The organism is Arthrobacter sp. R3-55, assembly GCF_054161505.1.
Window position 1 is genome coordinate 208,612 of record NZ_CP096423.1, and the last position, 17,479, is coordinate 226,090.

Here is a 17,479-nt window from a genome sequence, read left to right on the forward strand (position 1 = left end):
CAGCGGCAGACCCCGGAAGGATCTAGCGGGCCACGGGGTCGGTAGCGTCCAGTAATCCCAGCTCGTGTCGTTGTGGCATGCCTTCCCAGTCTCCGGGGACGAGGCAGGCAAAGGCGCCTGTTCTCACCGCGGTGCGCAGCCGGTCTTCCACCGGGGCTCCAGCGAGGAGGTCGGAGATATATCCGGCCACAAAAGCGTCTCCAGCCCCCACAGTGTCCACAGCGTTGATGCGCACTGCCTCTTGACGGTATTCGGTGCCGTTGATGACAGCCACGCAGCCCTGCGGCCCGTTCTTAATCACTACCTGCCCTGGTCCCATGGCTGCGATCCTGTGGGCGAGCTCAAGGGATTCCGAGCCGTGACCCACGGCGATCCCCGCTTCGTCATCGCCGGCGAACACGATATCCGCCTGTTCAATGAACGCCCGGAAGACCGGCCCTGCCTGGTCCTCTGTCCACAGCGCTGCACGGTAGTTCAGGTCGAAGGAGACGGTCACCCCGGCTTCGCGCGCCACGGACACTGCATACTGTGCGGCTTCACGCGCCGATTCGGAGAGGGCGGGCGTGATCCCGGTCAGGTGTAGCAGCTTCGCCTTCCGAATGATGTGGACCGGGACGTCCTCCGGAGCCAACCGCGAGCCGGCGCTGCCTGAGCGGTAGTACCAGACCTTGAGGTGTTCCAGGGTGCGGCGTTCCTTGATCATCAGACCCGTGGGGGCCTCGGCGTCGCGGATACCCAGGGTGGTCACGCCTTCGGCAGCTACCTCTCGGAGTACGAGGTCGCCGAGGCTGTCCTGCCCCACCCGCCCGAGCCAGGTCACGCTGGTGCCCAGGCGCTTGAGGGCGATGGCGAAGTTGGTCTCCGCCCCGCCCATGCCCAATTCCAGGGAGCCTGCGTGGGCCAGGGGACCGGGCGTAGCGGCTTTCATCAGCGCCATGGTTTCGCCCATGGTGATCACATCGGTAGGGACCGCCTCGGTGAGTGCACTCATTTCGCCGCCCTCGCTTCGACGGCCCCGGCGACGAGCCGGCTGAGCTTTTCTGCCCTGGCTGTCAGTTCCGCCAGGTTCCCGCCGGAGAAGGCGTCCCGCAGCAGAGGCCCGCCCAGGCTGACGGCCATAGCGCCGGCCGCGATCCACGCCGGCGCATCGTCAATCCCGATGCCGCCCGAAGGTACCACCTGCATATCCGGGAAGGGTCCGCGGAGCTGGCCGATGTACCCGGGTCCCACGGCCGAAGCCGGGAAGAGTTTCACCGCAGTGGCGCCGGCTTGCCAGCCTGCCAGCAGTTCGGTGGGCGTCAGCCCGCCCGGGAACACCGGGATGCCACGCTCGACGGCGGCGCTCACCACCGCGGTCACCATCGCCGGGGTGACCAGGTAGTCCGCTCCGCCGTCGAGGGCTTGCCTCGCTTGGTCCGCAGTGGTGATGGTGCCGACCCCGATCTCGGCGTCCGTACCGAACCGTTCCCTCAGGAGGGGCAGTTCCTCGAAGACGCCTCTGGTGCTGAGGGTCAACTCGATGGAGCGGACCCCACCGCGCACCAAGGCCTCGATCACGGGGGCGTACTCGCGGGCGTGCTGTGCGCGCATGACGGCCACCACGGGGTTGGCTGTCAGGATCGCCGAAGGCGCAGGACGTGTGGGGATGCTCGGGCGTTGAACAGTGCTCATCGGGCCATCCACCCGCCGTCCACCGGAAGGACCACGCCGTGGACGTAGTCCGCTGCCGGGGATGCCAGGAACACCACTGCTCCGGCGAGGTCGTTTCCTGAGCCCCACCTGGCGGCCGGGATCCGGTTGGAGATCTGCTCGTTCCGCACAGTGTCGGCCAGCAACGCCTGGTTCATGTCCGTGGCGATGTAGCCCGGGGCTACGGCGTTGACGTTCACCCCATGTGGGGCCCACTCATTGCACAGCGCCTTGGTCAGCTGGGCCACGGCTCCTTTGGAAGCCGCGTAGGCCGGGACCCGCAATCCGCCCTGGAAGCTCAGGAGCGAGGCGAGATTGATAATTTTTCCGTGTCCGCGCTCCACCATGGCCTTGCCGAAGCCCTGGCAGAGCTGGAACACCGCCCGGGTGTTGATGTTCATGACCGCGTCGAAGTCTTCCAGCGGGAACTCCACGGAGTCATGGCGGATCTGCGTGCCGGCGTTGTTGACCAGGATGTCCACCCGGTGCGTGGCCATCGTGGTTTCGATGGCGCGGGTGACGGAGTCCTGACTGGAGAGGTCGATGGCTACGACCTCAGCGGAAACCCCCGCCTCCGCCGCGGCTTGGGCCAGTTCCGGAGCGAGGGGGCCCCGTTGCAGCGCAACGATGTTGGCGCCCGCCCGGATCAATCCGACGGCGATTCCCAGGCCGATGCCCCGGGAGGCTCCGGTGATGGCCGCCGTCGAGCCTGTCAGGTCAAAAACCGGGCCCGTCAGGTCAAATGGCGCTGCTGTGTCTGTCATGCCGGTGTCAGTCATTCTTCTTCCTTGCCGTTCGCCCCTGCCGGGCCCACGAATACTTTGAGGACCGCTCCGGCGGTCATGGCCTGGGTGAACGCGGCCGGGGTTTCTTCCAGGGGGAAGACCTGCACCGGGATCCGTCCCAACCCAAGTTCGCCGCCCTCGATGAGCGTCACTGCGCGTTCGACGTCGGCGTGGGTGTAGACGCGCACTCCCACCACCGTGTTTTCCGCGAAGGTCAAAGCCTGCAGATCCACCTCTACCGGCTTTTTGTAGACGCCCACCAGAACGATGGTGCCCAGGACGCGGACGGCTTTGGGCAGCAGCGCCGCTACCGAGGGGTGCGCAGCCGAATCAAACACGATGTCCGCGCCGTCCCCGCCGGTTGCATCCATGACCGCGGACACAGGGTCGGTGCCGGAAGCGACGGTGTCGAAACCAAGCTGCTCGGCCACTACACGGCGTTCTTCGGAGGGTTCGGAAATCAGCACGCTGCCGGCACCTTCATGCCGGGCAACAAGCGCGGTCAGGATGCCGATGGGGCCGGCGCCGAAAACCACCACCCGCTCACCGCCACGCAGCCCCGACCGGGACACTGCATGCACGGCCACGGCCAACGGCTCAGCCAATGCTGCCTCCTGGAGTGGAACAGCTGAGCTGATCGGAATCAGGGTTTCCGCGGGCAAAGCCACGTACTCGGCCAAGGACCCTGCAACGTCGATCCCATACAGCTTCAGGTTCCGGCACACATGGGTGTTCCCCTCCCGGCACGGGTGGCATGTTCCGCAATGGATCAAGGGTTCCACGGTCACCCGGGTGCCCGCCGCCGGACCTCCCGCCGCGGCGACTTCCACAACACCGGCGATTTCATGACCCATGACCACGGGCGCCTCAGCGCGGGGGTGGCTTCCGTGCAGGATGGAGAAGTCCGTGCCACAAATCCCGGTCAGTTCGGACCGGACCAAGGACCAACCCTCCGGCACCTCGGGAAGCGGCACGGTCCGGTACTCAATGGTCTCCGGACCCGTCCACACCGCTGCCCGCATGGTCTTGACGGTTGTTCCCGGGATGGCTTCGATGCTCATCGGGCCACGCTCCCCGTCAGCACTTCGCCGTTAAGGATGTTGCGCGGTGTGCGCTCGGCACAGACCTCCACCACGTTCTCCACCGTGCGGCGCTTGAGCTCCGCGTAAGATTCCTCGCTGTACCAGGCCGCGTGTGGTGTGAGGACCGCGTTCTCCAGTTCCAACAAGGGGCTGTTCCTGGGCAGGGGCTCCACTTCGAAGACATCCAGGCCGGCAGCGTGCAGGCGCCCGTCCTTCAGGGCTGCCGCTACCGCATCCGTATCCACCACACCTCCGCGGCATGTATTGACCAGAACGGCCCCGGGCTTCACCTTGTCCAGGACGTCACCGTTGATGAGGTGATGCGTGTGCTGGTTGAGCGGGACATGCAGGGAGATGACGTCAGCACGGGCAACGAGATCCTCGAAGCTGACCACAGTGATCCCGTCATCCGTGACAGAGCCGGGTGCCAGCAGGGGATCGGACCCTATGACCTGGTAGCCCAGCCCCTTTGCTTTACGGCCCGTGGCGGCCCCGATCAACCCCAGGCCCACCACCCCGAACACCCGCCCGCTGATCCGGTGCAACGGTTGCACCGGCCCCAGCGAATAGTCCCCCCGCCTCACACCGCGGTCCAGCTGCGTGATCCCGCGCGCCAGGCTGACGGCCAAGGCAATGGCATGGTCACTGACGTCTTCGGTGCCGTAATCGGGGACGTTGCAGATGGCGACGCCGCGCGCGGTGGCGGCTTCGACGTCGAGCGTGTCAACCCCGACGCCGTAACGGCCGATCGCTTTCAGCCCTGGCAACGCGTCCAGAACCTTGGCGGTGATAGGCGCGTACTGGACAACAATCGCGTCCGCGCCAGCCGCGGCAGCGATCACCTCGTCCTCGCTGTGGCACTGAGTTAACACCAGCTCCACGCCGGCATCCCGGGCAACCGCCCGCTCGATATCGATGGAGTCGTGGTCGCAATCGGTGATGACTATTTTTGTCGGGTTGATGGGCGTGATCGGGGGTTGCATTACTTGGCGTCCTCTTCAAGGAGAAGGTCGCGATCGACCGTCTCCGGGGATTTGATGGTGGTGAACAAACTGATGCCCATGATGGCCATCATGTAGATGGCTACCGGGACCCAGGATCCGCTGAAGGCCGTGACCAGCGCGGAGCAGATCAGCGGAGCAACGCCGCCGCCGAAAACGGAGGAGAACTCGCGGCCGAGTGCCACACCTGCGTAGCGGTAGCGTGCGCCGAAAAGTTCGGGGAAGTACGCGGCCTGGACACCTACGGATCCCTGGGCGGCAAATATGAAGCCCAGGACGATCACCAGCGAGATCAGGAACAGATTGCCCGTGTTGATCAGCAGGAAGGCCGGGATGGGGAAGAGGAACAGGAAGGTGGTGACCACCAAGTACATGGAGCGGCGGCCGAACCTGTCCGAGAGGTTGCCGAATACGTAGGCGGACGCGCAGGCGAACAGGGCGCCTACCAGCAGGACCTTGGGAATGAACGTTGCGTCGATCTTGAGCTGGCTGATGAGGTAGGAGCCCAGGAATACCTGGAAAAGGTAGGAGTGGGCGTTGGCGCCGACATTCATGAAGAACACCCGGAACAGGTTGGTACGGCCGTTCTTCACCACGTCTGCCACGGGAGTGTCCCGCTTGCCGATGGCCCCCTCTTCCTGAAGTTCCTGGAAGACGGGAGATTCCTTGAGCTTGCGGCGGATGACGTAAGCGGCGATCGTCACGAAGATTGACGAGAAGAAGACCAGTCGCCATCCGTACGATTCCAGTGCTTCCTTGGGCATCATTTGAACCAGGATCCAGACGACCGCTCCAAGTGCCGTTCCGGCCGCTGCTCCGACGAAGACCAAGGAGGCGTACTTGCCACGCTGGCCCTTGGGTGCGGTCTCGGCGATCAGGACCACGCCTCCGGCTTGTTCGGCTCCGGCGCCGAACCCCTGCAGGAAGCGGCAGGCCACCAGGAGGGCCGGAGCCCAGAGCCCGGCTTGCTCGTAAGTCGGCAGGAGGCCGATGGCGAACGTGGCGATTCCCATGAGGAACAGGGTTGCCACCAGCACCCATTTGCGGCCCAGGCGGTCGCCGTACTTGGAGAAGAAGAGTCCGCCCAGGGGCCTGGCGCCGAAGCCAACGGCATAGGCGCCGAAAGCAGCAAGGATGCCGATCGCAGGATCCACGTTGGGGAAGAAGATCGTGTTGAAGATGATCGCGGATGCGGTTCCGTAGATCACGAAGTCGTACTGCTCCAGGGCAGTCCCGATCAGTCCGGCCCATGCGGCCCTGCGGACGTTCTTCACCTCGGAAGGGGTGCCGGTGTCTGGCCGACCGGCGTTCTGAACAACGCTGTTCTCAGTCAATCTTGTCTCCAAGCGGGTGGCGGCGGGTTGCCGTGAATGGTCAGTTCTTTTTCAATTCCGATTATCGGGATGGCATCCCGAAAACTGCTGGAGATAAATGTAATGCATGCCGGAAGCGGAAGAAAGCGATTTCTGGAAAAGGTCACAAAAAAGCGCACGACGGCGGTACTCGCCGTCGTGCGCTCTTTGCCTTAGGGGGCGCTGGAGTCAGCGCCCCCTTGGAAGGCCGGGTCTAGTCCGGTATTTCCATCTGGAATCCACACTCGTCGCAATGCAGGACTTGGGTGCTGAGGTATGCCTCCAACTCCGGGTCCACAGGCTTGCCTGTGGTGTCGACCATGAGGACGTGCCGCCTCCCGGCCCCCGTGTGCATCGGGATGCCGCAGTGTAGTTGATGGTTGCCGGCCTGAAGCAGGCCGGGTAAATCTGTGGACCCATGCAGGACATCTGCGACGTCGGCGACGGTTGCGGCATGGGCAAGGAAGGAGTCGCACTTTCCGCAGTTGTAACCCACTTCCACCAGGCCGGAGGCGAGGTCGTGGTGGGCGCCTATGGTGTCCACGGAGAGGTGCTGGCTGCTGCCGCAGGACTGGCATCGCGGGGTGCGCGCGTGGGTTGGGCTTGGAAAGGGGAGGTGTTCTGGCTGAGCAGACATGATGAACCCTGGCGGGTAAGAGAGAGTGGATACCTTTGGCACAAGTACTAATTTCTCCGCTTCGAGCCTACGGTTGGCGAGGCAGTGTGGCAAGCGCCACCGATTCTCCAAAGGGGCTTGCCAAAGAAACACTAAGCATGCTTATTGTATTGATGTTCCTTAAAGCCGGCGGGTCGAATCTGCTCCCCGCTCCGGCATCCGGAAACCATGCCAGGTGATGAAGCCCGCTTGGCGATCCATCAAGAGAACCGCATTCCAAGGAGACATCATGCTCGCGAGGGAAAACATTGACCGTTTGATGGGGCTCAACGGAAACGTCCGCACCACAGAAGGTGACAAGGTCGGCTCCATTGGCACGTTCTACACCGACGACGACACAGGCGAACCCACCTGGGTTACCGTCAAGACCGGGCTCTTCGGAAGCTCGGAATCCTTCATTCCGCTTCGGGAGGCAACGGTTGAAGGCGACGACGTCATTGTGCCCTTCAGCAAGGACCACATTAAGGACGCACCCAGGGTGGCTGAAGACGGCCACCTTGATCCGGGCGAGGAGAGTCGCCTCTACAACCACTATGGACTCAGCGACGGCGACAACTACGGCGGCCAGCGCGATGACGATGCACGCGTCGCCGGGACGGTGGGAACCCGGGATACTGTGGGCACCCAGGACACCCTCGGTGCCAGGGATGCCACAGACACCGGCGCCTATCACCGGGACGCCGATACCGACCGCGACACGTCCATTGGCCGGGGCGATGACGCCATGACCCGTTCCGAGGAGCAGCTGAATGTGGGCACCGAGAGGCAGGCAACCGGCCGCGCCCGGCTGCGCAAGTACATCACTACGGAAAACGTCACCACCACAGTCCCTGTGGAACGCGAGGAAGTCCGCTTGGAGCGTGAGCCCATTACGGATGCCAACGCCGGTGATGCCATGTCCGGTCCGGATCTGACCGAGAGCGAACATGAGGTCACCCTGCACGAGGAACGGCCTGTGGTGGAAAAGGAAACCGTTCCGGTTGAGCGCGTGCGGCTCGAAAAGGACACGGTCCGCGACGACGTCCAGGTAGATGAGGAAGTCCGTAAGGAGCGCATCGAAACCGAGGGCACCGGCACGGGCGAGACGCGCCGCTAAAGGCTGGTTGTGAGGCCCGCTCTGCGCCCCAAGAACTCGTAGGAGGGCGCAGAGCGGGCCTCGCAACGGCCGTTTTTTACTATCGCTGACCATCCGGTGATGGGACCATTGAGGTATGGGCGAACAAGAGAGTGTGCAGCCCGTCGCGCCCAACGGTGCGGCGTACGAGGACCGTGGTGATCCCACTACGCAACAGATGCGGACCGTCGGCCAGCGCCGCCGCGAAGCCGAGCGCAAGCTGGATCTTCACCTCGAGGAAGCCCGCCACAAGGGTGAACCCTCAGCTACCGAAGGCGAGGATCTTTCCGAAGGGTAGAGCCGCTGGCCCTTTCCGGGTGCTTGGGTTTGTGTAGCGGGGTATCGCTGTTGTGGGCCTCGCCTTGGTGGAGTTGCAAGGCGCTGTGAATGAGCGGGAAATGGCTGAAGGCCTGGGGAGTGTTGCCCAGGTGCCGCTGCGTTCGCGGATCCCATTCCTCACTGAGCAGCCCCACGTCATTGCGCAGGCTGAGCAGCCGCTCAAACAGTTGCGTCGCTTCATCCGGCCGGCCAATGCCCAGAAGGGCGTCAACTAACCAAAAGGAGCAGGCCAGGAAGACGCCTTCATCGCCCGGAAGTCCGTCATGACCGGACTGGGTGCGATACCGGAGGACCAATCCGTCGTCGGTGAGTCCTTTCTGGATGGCGTCCACGGTACCCGTAACCCGCGGGTGCCGGTGCGGCAGGAAGCCCACCCGTGGAATCAGGAGCAGGCTTGCGTCCAGCTCCTTGCTTCCATAGGACTGGACAAAGCTGTTGAGTTCCTCGTCAAAGCCCTTGGCCATGACATCGTGATGAATCTCGCTGCGCAGGGCAGCCCACCTGTCGGCAGGTCCCGGCAGGCCTGAGGTTCGAACGGCCTTGACCATGCGGTCCGCAGCCACCCAGGCCATGACCTTGGAGTGCGTGAAATGCTGCCTGGGGCCGCGCATCTCCCACAGTCCGTTGTCCGGCTGGTCCCAAGCCCCCTCAAGGAACTCCATCAAGGCCACCTGAATATCCCAGGAGCTATCCACGGCGCCGTCAGGGGAAGCCGCCCGGGTCAGCGAAAGTCCGTCCAGGACCTCGCCCCACACGTCCAGTTGCAACTGCGGAGCGGCCGCATTTCCGGTGCGGACCGGCAGTGAACCTTCGTAACCGGACAGCCAGGGGATGTCCGCCTCCGGGAGTCTCCTGGCGCCGTCGAGCCCGTAAACGATCTGAAGCTCCGAGGGGTCGCCGGCGATCGCGCGCAGCAGCCAGTCCCGCCACGCGGATGCCTCTTCGGTGTAGCCGGCGGCCAGCAGGGACTGCAACGTCAGAGTGGCGTCCCGCAGCCAGCAGTACCGGTAATCCCAATTTCGCGGTCCGCCGATCTGCTCAGGCAAGGACGTTGTTGCTGCGGCCACGATGCCGCCTGTAGGTGCATACGTCAGAGCCTTGAGGGTGATCAGGGAACGCTCCACCGGTTCCTTGTATTTGCCGGTCATCTCGCTGCGGCCGATCCATTCCAGCCAGAACGATTCCGTGGCTTCAAGGGCATGCAGCGGATTGATCCGGCGTGGCTCCCGCTCGTGGCTTGGTGCCCAGCGCAGCACGAAGGGAACGCGTTGGCCCGCGCGGACGGTGAATTCGCTGAAGGTCCGTTTGTCCCTGCCCTCCAAGGGCGCGGGGGTGGTGAGGTAGGCCGAGTCGGGGCCGGCCACGGCGCTGATCCCGTGCTCCCCGTGCCGGACCCATGGGACCACCCGGCCGTAGTCGAAGCGCAAAACCAGTTCCATGTTCATGGTGACTTCACCGGACAGGCCTTCGACGATCCTCACCAGGTCCACGGCGTCGTCGCGGACGGGCATGAAGTCGATGACCCGGACGGAGCCGCCCTCCACCTCCCAATCCGTTTCCAGGATGAGGGTGTCCTCGCGGTATTGGCGTCGCGTGCAGTTGGCGCCCTCCGGTGTTCCGGCGGGGGCCAGCAACCAGCGGCCGGCGTCGGGAGTGTGCAGCAGTGCGGCGAAGCAGGCGGGAGAATCGAAGCGCGGCAGGCACATCCAGTCGATGGAACCGCTGCGCCCCACCAGGGCGGCCGTGTTCAGGTCCCCGATGATCGCGTAGTCCTCGATCCTGGCCATTAAGTCAGCTCCCTTACTAGGCGTCGTCAGCTATGCCTGACCGTACCCCTTCGAACCGGGCGCCTCCACTGAGACTCGCGCCTGAAAGCCAAAGGCTGCTATTGCTCTCCGGCTTGCTGTCCGGCTTTCAGCCGGTTGAGGCCATCCAGGATCAGGTCCAGGCCGAACTCAAACTCGTCGCCAAAGTCGTAGCCGGGTTTGAGGACATGCTCGACGGCGATCTCCACCATGCGCGGATACTCACCGGTGCTGAATCGCTCCATGATGGGTTCGGTGATTTCGGCTGCCGTGTCCCTGCCTTCGAACGGGAGTGCTGCTTCCTGGACGGCAAATCCGTAGATGTAGCTGTCCAGCAGGGCGTAGGCGTGGGCCGTCTGCTGCACGGAGAATCCGGCTTCCCGCAACGTGGAGAGTGTGGCTTCATGGTGCCGGAGGGTGGCCGGTCCGGGGGCCGAGCGGCTTTCGAGCAGCCCCACTGCCCATGGGTGGCGCCTGAGCGCTGAGCGCATTCCGCGGGCGCGTCGCTGCATTTCCTCGCGCCAATTTCCCCCTGGTGCCGGCAGTTCGATTTCGCTGAAGACCATGTCCACGATGCCATCCAGGATCTCGTCCTTGTTGGCTACGTAGTAGTAGAGAGACATGGGTTTGGTACCCATGGTCCGGGCAAGTGACCGGATGGTCAGCGCGGCGATCCCGGATTGATCGGCGAGCTCGACGGCGCACGCCAGGACCCGTTCCCGACTCAGGGGTATGCGCTGGGGTGCTGCGGTCACGTGGTCTCCGTGGTCATTGTGCGGGCTGGTGGCGGGATGGAGCTCTAGCGGTTTAGTACAGTGTACGGTAACGTCTCTAGTACAGCGTACGAAAAAACTGTAAAACCCCAAGAATCCCCAAGAACCCCCGCATCGCCAGCACTGAAAGGTCCGGCCATGACCACTGGTCAGCACGCCAAGGAATCACGTCAGAACATGTCAGCCATGCCGCGTCCGTTCATGCGGGCCATCGTCCAGGACGCGTATGGTCCCGCCGATGTCCTGCATGAGGCCCAGGTCCCTCGCCCGGCCATCAAAGACAATGAGGTCCTGGTCAGGGTCCGCGCTGCCGGGCTTGACCGCGGGACCTGGCATGTCACCACGGGTCTTCCATATGCACTGCGGCTCGCTTACGGCTTCCGAGCACCCCGAAACCCTGTCCCCGGCCTGGACCTCGCCGGCACCGTGGAAGCTGTGGGGTCGAAGGTGACGCGGTTTGCCGTGGGTGACCACGTTTTCGGGTCCGGGAAGGGATCCTTCGCCGAATACGCCGCTGCCCGGGAGAACCAGCTCGCCCATAAACCCGCCAGCATCAGCTTCGAGCAAGCCGCGGCGGTCCCGGTGTCCGCCTGCACCGCCTTGATCGCGTTGCGTGCCGGCGGCATTGATCCCGCTTCCGGCCCGGCGCTGAAGGAACTTAAGGTCCTGATCACCGGCGCCTCCGGTGGTGTGGGCAGTTACGCGGTGCAGCTTGCCAAGGCAGCCGGGATGCAGATCACCGGGGTAGCCAGTGCTGCCAAGGCGGACCTGGTGCGGGGCCTCGGCGCTGATCATGTCATCGACTACACGGCCCGGGACTCCGTTGACCGTATTGGATTGGCCAACCGTGCTGACTTGGCCGGGGGCGCTGACAAGTACGACGTCATCATCGACATCGCAGGCAACCCTTCGGTCTCGAGTCTTCGCCGGGCGCTCACCCCTGGGGGAGCAGCTGTGATCACCGGTGGTGAGGAGGGCGGGTCCTGGACAGGCGGCCTGGATCGCCAGTTTCGGGCCGTGACGCTTTCCCCCTTCATTCGCCAGCGGCTCATCATGATCGTGGGCACTCAAACCGCCGGGGACCTGGAATATCTTGCAGCTCTCCTGGAGGCCGGAACCATCACCCCGGCGATCGACCGGACGTACCCGTTGGCCGAGGTCCCGGAGGCCATGCGATATCTCGACGCCGGTAAAGCCCGCGGGAAGGTGGTCATCACCGTCTGATTGCACTTTTGCTGTGGAGGCGAAGTGCCCCCTAGCCCGCAGTTCCGGTGGCGTGCTACCACTGACCCTAGGAACAAACCCCTGAGGAGAAGCTGTGGCTGAAGATCGTCCTGTCCTTGTTGTTGGCGCCACGGGATTTCTGGGTGGACAAGTGGTGGATGAGCTTCTCAAGCGCGGGAAGAAGGTCCGCGCCTTGGTACGGCCCGCATCCAACGCGTCCAAGCTTGAGGCGAAGGGTGTCGAGATCGCGCGCGGCGACATGTTGGACGCGGCCTCTTTGATTGCCGCCATGACCGGTGTTTCCGGGGCCATCTCCACAGCGGCGGGCTACACGCGCAATGACAAGAACGCCAAGGCCATCGATACCTTCGGGAACAGCAACCTGGCCGTCGCCGCCAAGCATACCGGGGTGCCCCGCTTCGTCCTGATCAGCATCGTCACCAGCGACCAAACACCCCAGATTCCGCACTTCTGGAACAAGAAGCTGGCCGAGGATAAGTTTGAGGAACTCGGAGTGCCCTTCGTGGCCCTGCGCCCGGGTGCTTTCTTTGACCAGGCGGTGGGGATGGGCGGAGATCCCTTCGCGAAGGGGCGTTTCGTTTGGCTGGGTTCCAAAGATGCCCGCCTGACGTTCGTGCTCGCCAGCGATGTCGCCGCCTACCTGGCCGAGGCGGTGGATGCCGACATTATTGAGGGTGAGCGCATCGACATCGGGTGGAGCCGTCCCGTGAGCATCCATGAAGCCGCCGAAGTCGCCAGCCGACGGGCGGGCAAACAGGTCAAGGTGATGTCCATACCCGCCGGTGCTATCGCCGGGCTCGGCAAGGTCACTGCAAAGGTCCTTCCGTTGGTGGGAGACATGGCCAGCATGGTGGCCTGGTTCGAGACTGGAAAGTACGTTGCCGATGTCACCCGCCAGGAGCAGGTGTTCGGACCGGCGCCCACTCCCGAGGATGCGATCGGCCGGGTGGCCGCCCGTTACGGTCACTGACCTGCACGCCTGGGGAAGGGACATGGGCCGGTAGGTGGTGGCCGGGCGAGGGGAACATAAGTATCCTGATGATACAGATTCGGCCGTAGACCCTGACTGCGCCGAAAAAACATGAGGAGCACGTTATGAGAATTGGTTCTTCCATCGCCCTGATCGCCATCGGAGCTATTCTGGCTTTCGCGCTCGCCCCCGGAATCATCCCCTTCCTCGATCAGGTCCTGGTTGGCTACATCCTGATGGTGGTCGGCGTCATCGGACTCATCATTTCCATCGCCATGTCCAACCGCACCCGTCGCACCGTGGTTGAGCGCCGCGGCGATCCCCACACCGTTGTCGAGCGGCGCCCCGAGGTCTAGTAGCCGCAACATACAAAAGAAGCGCACGACGCCGGGCCCCCGACGTCGTGCGCTTCTTGCTTTAATGCCGCACCAGCGTGTCAGGCGAGCGAGAGGGTGAACGACAGGACGAATCCGGCTGCCGTGCTTAGTGCAACCGCGGGGCCGCCGTGTTCGTAGGCCTCGGGCATCAGGGTGTCCGCGAGTGATGCGATCACCGCGCCCGCCGCGAAGGCCAGCGGGAGGGAGATCGTCTCGGGTTGGGCCGAGGAGAGCGGTCCCGCGCCGAGCACCACGGCGGCAACCAGCAATGCCGCGCACGCGCTCCAAAGCAGCATGATGAAGCCGGCCGTTTTGCCTTGGCTGCGCATGGACGACGCCCCCACCAGGGCTTCGGGCAGGTTGGAAACGAAGATTGCCGCCAGGAGCGCCAAGCCGCCGGATCCCTCGCCCAGTGAGATGCCCAAGGCGACGTTTTCGGGCACGCCGTCCAAGGTGACCGCGGCGAGAAGGGCCATGCCGGCGGCTCCGCGGGTCGAGGCGGAGGTGGCAGCCTTATCGGATGCTGCGGCGTCGGTATCCAGCTTCGGGCTGCCCTGGATTTTGTCTGCGGGCTTGGATTTGGACGTTCTTCCGGGTTGCGCCCAGCGATCCAAGAGGGCGCTCAGCGCGGTGAAGACGATGGCTCCCGCAAGGAGTCCCACCGCTGCGCGCACGATTCCGCCCTGTTCATAGGCGTCCTCGAACAGTTCGAACGCCAAGGCGGTGATGAGCGACCCCGCAGCGAAGGACAGCAGGATGGCCAGAACCCGCTTCGGCAGCTCGAAACGCACTCCGACGATGGCGCCGATGACCAGGGCGCTGGAGGCGATCAATCCGAACCACAGTGATGCCATCACAACGCCAGTATAGAAGTAAGTAACCTGATCTTCTCTAGGGCAAGGAAAAGCGTTCGACGGCGGCAGGCCGTCGTCGAACGCTTCTTTCCGAACGGCGTAGGCTGCTTGCCATGGAGACGTCATTCAACATTGAACTGGTCAATCAGAACGAATACTTGGTGCGGTGGGCATCAGAGGGGCAAGCCGGCGAATCCCTGGTCCACACCAACCCGGACTTCCTTGCCGAGGTAGGGCTCGATGCCTTCGAAGAGCAGCGTGTTGTTGAAGAAACCACGTCATATCTGGCCGAACACCAGCCGGTGATCGACTTTCCCCAAACCGTTGACCTGGAAGAGATCGCAGCCGCTTACACCGAATACGCGGAGCAGCTGAAGGCGCGGCTCGAGGCGCGGTAATTGGCGGTTTGATGGGTGCTCCTGTAAAAGCACCTGGCCCGCTACTTCGTGGACGGACAGAAGCGCTACGTTTAAAGCATGGTGACTTTGCAGACTGTGGCGGAGCGGGCAGGGGTCTCGGCTGCGGTGGTTTCCGCAGCGGTTTCCGGCAGTAAATCCGTCAGGATGAGCCCCTCTACCCGCAAGCGGGTAGAGGAAGCGATCCGTGAACTGGGGTATGTCACCAATCACGCTGCGAAGGCACTGAAAACATCGCGAACCGGTTTGGTTGCGACCATCACGCCCAATCTTTCGAACCCGGTGTTCGATGAGGCGCTTCGTGGTGTCCAGGATGCGGCGGATGCCAATCGCGGCGCCATCCTTCTCGCCGACTCGGACAGGGTTTCCCCTGGCAGCAACCTCCTGAGCCGGCTGGTGGGTACCGGCATGGTGGACGGGTTCCTGGTCCGTTTCCATACGGCAGCGGAAGAGAACATAAGTATCTTCCAGCAGCGTGGCGTCCCGTGCGTGGTCCTGAATGGTCCCACCGACGGCGTCAACGTGTGCGTGTGGGTGGACGACTACCGCGGCATCTTTGTGGGAACCACGCACCTCCTGAAACTGGGGCATCGGCGCATAGCGATGCTGGGTGGTCCCCCCACGCCCTTCACCGAAGATACCCGCGTGGACGGCTTCCGTGACGCGTTCTCTGCCCGGGACCTTACTCCGCCCCCTGCCGAGGCAGTTGTCCGTGGCTACGACCCCACGGCCATCCGAGCCACGGTCTCGCAGCTGATGCAGTCTTCTGAGCCCCCCACTGCCATCATCATCGACAACATCGTGGCCGCCCGCGGGCTGATCGCAGCGGTGGCGGATTTGGGGTTGCGCCTGCCGGAAGATCTTTCCGTTGTGGCGTATCACGACATACCGCAGGCGGACTACTATCGACCGGCATTGACCACCATCAAGATGCCCCTCTACGAGGCCGGGGTGCGCGGCTACGAGGTTCTTCAACGCATGATCGCGGGCGAGAAGGTCAAGAGCCACATCGTGCGCCGACCTGCACCCAAGATCATTGATCGCGGCTCTGCTGCCGCTATTTGAACCCTCTAAAGCCGAACCCATCGCAGCGAGCCCTATGACAAGCGCCCTGGAGCTTCTATCCTCGTGTCATGGGCGTTGGGGCAGCGTTTTCCTTGCCGGGCTCCCGCTGCGCAGGGGGGGCGGGGCTCTGACGCGCAAAGGGACCGGTCAATCATCGAGGCGGGTGGGTGCTCCATGAACCGCAGGGACAAGCGTCCGCCCCCGGACAGACCGCCGGACAATCTCCCGGGCGGTCCGCCGGACGGTCCCCCGGACAACTACGCTGCGTTCATTGAGAGGATGGACCGCGCAGCGGCCCGTCTCAGCAGCCGGCTCCGGTCCGTGATCAAGGCCCTGGGTGCGGTCTCATTGCTCTTGGAGGAGTACCAGAGGGCCTCCTTGAAATGGGAGCGCCGGCGGGCCCGGGCCGCCATGGAATTGGACCGCTGCACCGGAGACGTGGAGGTGTACACCGCTCTGGGAGAACTCCACGATACTGCCGTGAAAATGGTGGCACTCCACCATGGGCAGACCTCGCGGATCACTGAAAAGTTGCACCAGCTCCAAGATCAGCGGGACGCCATCCACCATTCCTTGGGAGAACTGGAGGCGGGCGTAGCCAAGCTGAAGGCATCCCGTGCAGCATCCCAAGACCGGCGGCGCCTTAAGAGCGCCCTTTATGAGCTTTCCGGCGCCAACGGTGCCGGTGCATCAACCCCGGATCCTGAATTGCTCAGCGATCTGCGGGAAGCCCGCGAGGCGGTCGTGTTGGCCGAAGCGCTCATGGAAGTGAAGGGACCCCGGCCATGAATGAGCCAGTACAACCACCAAACCCCCGGGATGCGGTCACTGTGGTCCACTGGGAACGGAAGCCGGGTGACGAACCTGCCATCAAATTCGTCATTTTTGGCGTGCTGGGGGTCATCATGGGGCTGATCCTGATGTTTTTCCTGCCGGCGTTCAGGAGCTTCGGAGCGCTCACCCTGTTCTCGGCGGTTTTCGCCGGCCTCCTCACCATCCCTGTCATCGCAGCTCAACGGAGTTTCATGCGGGGAGTTGCCCGGAGGGTCAATGACACCATCAGCGAAGTGACAGGCAATTCCGGCCAGGGGCTTTCGGGTCGGCAGCTTAACCGGCTCATCCGGAGCGGAGAGCCATGGCCGCTCATGGTCGGCGGCGTGCCTGGGCTGCGACTGCAGGTTCAGCGGGTCCTGGCGCGGGAAGAAGATGCTCCGGAGAAGTGGCGCGCCGTGATCACGGCAGCCGCTCCCAGGAACGGAATGTCCAGCTTTGACCGTTTGCTGGACGCTGCGCTCAACCCCAAACCGGGGAATCGCAGCTAGTCGGCGGGATCAGGCCTCGACGTCCACCTTGACGCGCTCGCCGTTGAAGTACTCCAGCTGCCAGCCTTCGGTTACATGGTGGTGGGCGAGGTTCAGGACTGCGTTCTGGACACTGTCCAGCGTGCGTCCGATGGCGCGGCTGAGCGTGAGCCGGATCAACGTTCCGTGAGCCACCACCAGGACGCGCCGGCCGGCAAATTCTTCAGCCAAGGATTCCAAGGCAGCGATGCCCCGGTCAGCGGCAGAATCGTCGCTTTCTCCGCCGCGAAAGCCGCCCGGGATACGCAAAGCCTCCAGCTCAGGGCCGGCCTGCAAGCCTTCGGCGGGGCCGAAGCTGCGTTCGGTGAGCTCGGGAACCAGCCGGGCGACCTTCAGCCCGAGGCCTTTGGCGATGATCTCCGCCGTTTCGGCTGCGCGGCTCAGGGGTGAGGCCACCACGGTGTCCCATTGCTGGTCCGAGAGGAAGGCGACGGCCTCGCGCGCCTGTTCCCGGCCGACGTCGTTGAGTGGAATATCCGTTGACCCCTGCAACCGGCGCTCCGCATTCCAGTCGGTCTGGCCGTGGCGGACGAGGGCGAATGTTGTGAGGGTCATGCCATCCATTGTGCCTTGCA

Annotated in this window: 20 protein-coding genes; 9 read left to right on the plus strand and 11 right to left on the minus strand. The window is 63.9% G+C overall.

Annotation, left to right across the window (positions count from 1 at the left end; translation table 11 throughout):
* Nucleotides 1-22: 22 nt before the first annotated feature.
* From M1D51_RS01015 to M1D51_RS01045, 7 genes are all read right to left on the minus strand, one after another.
* Nucleotides 23-991, minus strand: coding sequence for a sugar kinase (locus M1D51_RS01015; RefSeq protein ID WP_458108186.1), 969 nt, complete (start codon nucleotides 989-991; stop codon nucleotides 23-25).
* Nucleotides 988-1,671: a bifunctional 4-hydroxy-2-oxoglutarate aldolase/2-dehydro-3-deoxy-phosphogluconate aldolase gene (locus M1D51_RS01020; protein WP_458108187.1), complete on the minus strand. Its 684-nt coding sequence runs from the start codon at nucleotides 1,669-1,671 to the stop codon at nucleotides 988-990. The genes M1D51_RS01015 and M1D51_RS01020 overlap by 4 nt, the downstream gene beginning before the upstream one ends.
* Nucleotides 1,668-2,468, minus strand: a complete 801-nt coding sequence (locus tag M1D51_RS01025; protein WP_458108188.1) for an SDR family oxidoreductase — start codon at nucleotides 2,466-2,468, stop codon at nucleotides 1,668-1,670. The genes M1D51_RS01020 and M1D51_RS01025 overlap by 4 nt, the downstream gene beginning before the upstream one ends.
* Nucleotides 2,465-3,535, minus strand: a complete 1,071-nt coding sequence (locus tag M1D51_RS01030; RefSeq protein ID WP_458108189.1) for a zinc-dependent alcohol dehydrogenase — start codon at nucleotides 3,533-3,535, stop codon at nucleotides 2,465-2,467. The genes M1D51_RS01025 and M1D51_RS01030 overlap by 4 nt, the downstream gene beginning before the upstream one ends.
* On the minus strand, nucleotides 3,532-4,539 hold the full coding sequence (locus tag M1D51_RS01035; protein ID WP_458108190.1) for a C-terminal binding protein: 1,008 nt from the start codon (nucleotides 4,537-4,539) through the stop codon (nucleotides 3,532-3,534). The genes M1D51_RS01030 and M1D51_RS01035 overlap by 4 nt, the downstream gene beginning before the upstream one ends.
* Entirely contained in the window at nucleotides 4,539-5,891 is a 1,353-nt protein-coding gene (locus M1D51_RS01040; RefSeq protein ID WP_458108191.1) for an MFS transporter, read from the minus strand. Before M1D51_RS01040 ends, M1D51_RS01035 begins: the two co-directional genes overlap by 1 nt.
* A 232-nt stretch (nucleotides 5,892-6,123) precedes the next feature.
* Nucleotides 6,124-6,546 (minus strand): hypothetical protein, encoded by a 423-nt coding sequence (locus M1D51_RS01045; protein WP_458108192.1) that lies wholly within the window; start codon nucleotides 6,544-6,546, stop codon nucleotides 6,124-6,126.
* Nucleotides 6,547-6,814: 268 nt separating this feature from the next.
* Between M1D51_RS01045 and M1D51_RS01050 the strand changes: the two genes are divergently transcribed.
* Both M1D51_RS01050 and M1D51_RS01055 read left to right on the plus strand, forming a co-directional pair.
* Nucleotides 6,815-7,681: a PRC and DUF2382 domain-containing protein gene (locus M1D51_RS01050; protein ID WP_458108193.1), complete on the plus strand. Its 867-nt coding sequence runs from the start codon at nucleotides 6,815-6,817 to the stop codon at nucleotides 7,679-7,681.
* A 115-nt stretch (nucleotides 7,682-7,796) separates the two neighbouring features.
* Nucleotides 7,797-7,997, plus strand: a complete 201-nt coding sequence (locus M1D51_RS01055) for a hypothetical protein (RefSeq protein WP_458108194.1) — start codon at nucleotides 7,797-7,799, stop codon at nucleotides 7,995-7,997.
* On the opposite strand, the gene M1D51_RS01060 is transcribed toward M1D51_RS01055, so the two are convergent.
* Both M1D51_RS01060 and M1D51_RS01065 read right to left on the minus strand, forming a co-directional pair.
* Entirely contained in the window at nucleotides 7,966-9,825 is a 1,860-nt protein-coding gene (locus tag M1D51_RS01060) for a glycoside hydrolase family 15 protein (RefSeq protein WP_458108195.1), read from the minus strand. The two genes, M1D51_RS01055 and M1D51_RS01060, sit on opposite strands and share 32 nt — an antisense overlap.
* Before the next feature lie 98 nt (nucleotides 9,826-9,923).
* Entirely contained in the window at nucleotides 9,924-10,598 is a 675-nt protein-coding gene (locus M1D51_RS01065; RefSeq protein WP_458108196.1) for a TetR/AcrR family transcriptional regulator, read from the minus strand.
* A gap of 156 nt (nucleotides 10,599-10,754) precedes the next feature.
* Between M1D51_RS01065 and M1D51_RS01070 the strand changes: the two genes are divergently transcribed.
* From M1D51_RS01070 to M1D51_RS01080, 3 genes are all read left to right on the plus strand, one after another.
* Nucleotides 10,755-11,840, plus strand: a complete 1,086-nt coding sequence (locus M1D51_RS01070) for an NAD(P)-dependent alcohol dehydrogenase (protein ID WP_458108197.1) — start codon at nucleotides 10,755-10,757, stop codon at nucleotides 11,838-11,840.
* A 94-nt stretch (nucleotides 11,841-11,934) separates the two neighbouring features.
* On the plus strand, nucleotides 11,935-12,831 hold the full coding sequence (locus tag M1D51_RS01075; RefSeq protein WP_458108198.1) for an SDR family oxidoreductase: 897 nt from the start codon (nucleotides 11,935-11,937) through the stop codon (nucleotides 12,829-12,831).
* A 125-nt stretch (nucleotides 12,832-12,956) separates the two neighbouring features.
* Entirely contained in the window at nucleotides 12,957-13,187 is a 231-nt protein-coding gene (locus tag M1D51_RS01080; protein ID WP_172326563.1) for a DUF6458 family protein, read from the plus strand.
* A gap of 80 nt (nucleotides 13,188-13,267) precedes the next feature.
* Here the strand turns inward: M1D51_RS01080 and M1D51_RS01085 are convergent, their stop codons facing one another.
* Nucleotides 13,268-14,065 carry a ZIP family metal transporter gene (locus tag M1D51_RS01085; RefSeq protein WP_458108199.1) on the minus strand — a complete coding sequence of 266 codons (798 nt, stop codon included), beginning with the start codon at nucleotides 14,063-14,065 and terminating at the stop codon, nucleotides 13,268-13,270.
* A 110-nt stretch (nucleotides 14,066-14,175) separates the two neighbouring features.
* On the opposite strand from M1D51_RS01085, the gene M1D51_RS01090 reads away from it, so the two are divergent.
* The 4 genes from M1D51_RS01090 to M1D51_RS01105 all read left to right on the plus strand — a co-directional run bounded on the left by M1D51_RS01090 (nucleotide 14,176) and on the right by M1D51_RS01105 (nucleotide 16,865).
* The gene (locus tag M1D51_RS01090) at nucleotides 14,176-14,460 is read left to right on the plus strand and encodes a hypothetical protein (RefSeq protein ID WP_458108200.1); all 285 of its coding nucleotides are present in this window, start codon (nucleotides 14,176-14,178) and stop codon (nucleotides 14,458-14,460) included.
* Nucleotides 14,461-14,538: 78 nt separating this feature from the next.
* Nucleotides 14,539-15,543 carry a LacI family DNA-binding transcriptional regulator gene (locus tag M1D51_RS01095; protein ID WP_458108201.1) on the plus strand — a complete coding sequence of 335 codons (1,005 nt, stop codon included), beginning with the start codon at nucleotides 14,539-14,541 and terminating at the stop codon, nucleotides 15,541-15,543.
* Nucleotides 15,544-15,717: 174 nt separating this feature from the next.
* On the plus strand, nucleotides 15,718-16,332 hold the full coding sequence (locus M1D51_RS01100; RefSeq protein ID WP_458108202.1) for a hypothetical protein: 615 nt from the start codon (nucleotides 15,718-15,720) through the stop codon (nucleotides 16,330-16,332).
* Nucleotides 16,329-16,865 (plus strand): hypothetical protein, encoded by a 537-nt coding sequence (locus tag M1D51_RS01105; protein WP_458108203.1) that lies wholly within the window; start codon nucleotides 16,329-16,331, stop codon nucleotides 16,863-16,865. The genes M1D51_RS01100 and M1D51_RS01105 overlap by 4 nt, the downstream gene beginning before the upstream one ends.
* 9 nt (nucleotides 16,866-16,874) lie before the next feature.
* Here M1D51_RS01105 and M1D51_RS01110 read toward each other — a convergent pair whose 3' ends face one another.
* On the minus strand, nucleotides 16,875-17,468 hold the full coding sequence (locus M1D51_RS01110; RefSeq protein ID WP_458108204.1) for a histidine phosphatase family protein: 594 nt from the start codon (nucleotides 17,466-17,468) through the stop codon (nucleotides 16,875-16,877).
* Between the last annotated feature and the right edge of the window lie 11 nt (nucleotides 17,469-17,479).

Bases quoted from the DNA above. Each gene is read 5' to 3' on its own strand.
- M1D51_RS01015 (WP_458108186.1), bottom strand. From the start codon at position 991: ATGAGTGCACTCACCGAGGCGGTCCCTACCGATGTGATCACCATGGGC.
- M1D51_RS01020 (WP_458108187.1), bottom strand. From the start codon at position 1,671: ATGAGCACTGTTCAACGCCCGAGCATCCCCACACGTCCTGCGCCTTCG.
- M1D51_RS01025 (WP_458108188.1), bottom strand. From the start codon at position 2,468: ATGACTGACACCGGCATGACAGACACAGCAGCGCCATTTGACCTGACG.
- M1D51_RS01030 (WP_458108189.1), bottom strand. From the start codon at position 3,535: ATGAGCATCGAAGCCATCCCGGGAACAACCGTCAAGACCATGCGGGCA.
- M1D51_RS01035 (WP_458108190.1), bottom strand. From the start codon at position 4,539: ATGCAACCCCCGATCACGCCCATCAACCCGACAAAAATAGTCATCACC.
- M1D51_RS01045 (WP_458108192.1), bottom strand. From the start codon at position 6,546: ATGTCTGCTCAGCCAGAACACCTCCCCTTTCCAAGCCCAACCCACGCG.
- M1D51_RS01050 (WP_458108193.1), top strand. From the start codon at position 6,815: ATGCTCGCGAGGGAAAACATTGACCGTTTGATGGGGCTCAACGGAAAC.
- M1D51_RS01055 (WP_458108194.1), top strand. From the start codon at position 7,797: ATGGGCGAACAAGAGAGTGTGCAGCCCGTCGCGCCCAACGGTGCGGCG.
- M1D51_RS01060 (WP_458108195.1), bottom strand. From the start codon at position 9,825: ATGGCCAGGATCGAGGACTACGCGATCATCGGGGACCTGAACACGGCC.
- M1D51_RS01070 (WP_458108197.1), top strand. From the start codon at position 10,755: ATGACCACTGGTCAGCACGCCAAGGAATCACGTCAGAACATGTCAGCC.
- M1D51_RS01080 (WP_172326563.1), top strand. From the start codon at position 12,957: ATGAGAATTGGTTCTTCCATCGCCCTGATCGCCATCGGAGCTATTCTG.
- M1D51_RS01090 (WP_458108200.1), top strand. From the start codon at position 14,176: ATGGAGACGTCATTCAACATTGAACTGGTCAATCAGAACGAATACTTG.
- M1D51_RS01095 (WP_458108201.1), top strand. From the start codon at position 14,539: ATGGTGACTTTGCAGACTGTGGCGGAGCGGGCAGGGGTCTCGGCTGCG.
- M1D51_RS01100 (WP_458108202.1), top strand. From the start codon at position 15,718: ATGAACCGCAGGGACAAGCGTCCGCCCCCGGACAGACCGCCGGACAAT.
- M1D51_RS01105 (WP_458108203.1), top strand. From the start codon at position 16,329: ATGAATGAGCCAGTACAACCACCAAACCCCCGGGATGCGGTCACTGTG.
- M1D51_RS01110 (WP_458108204.1), bottom strand. From the start codon at position 17,468: ATGGATGGCATGACCCTCACAACATTCGCCCTCGTCCGCCACGGCCAG.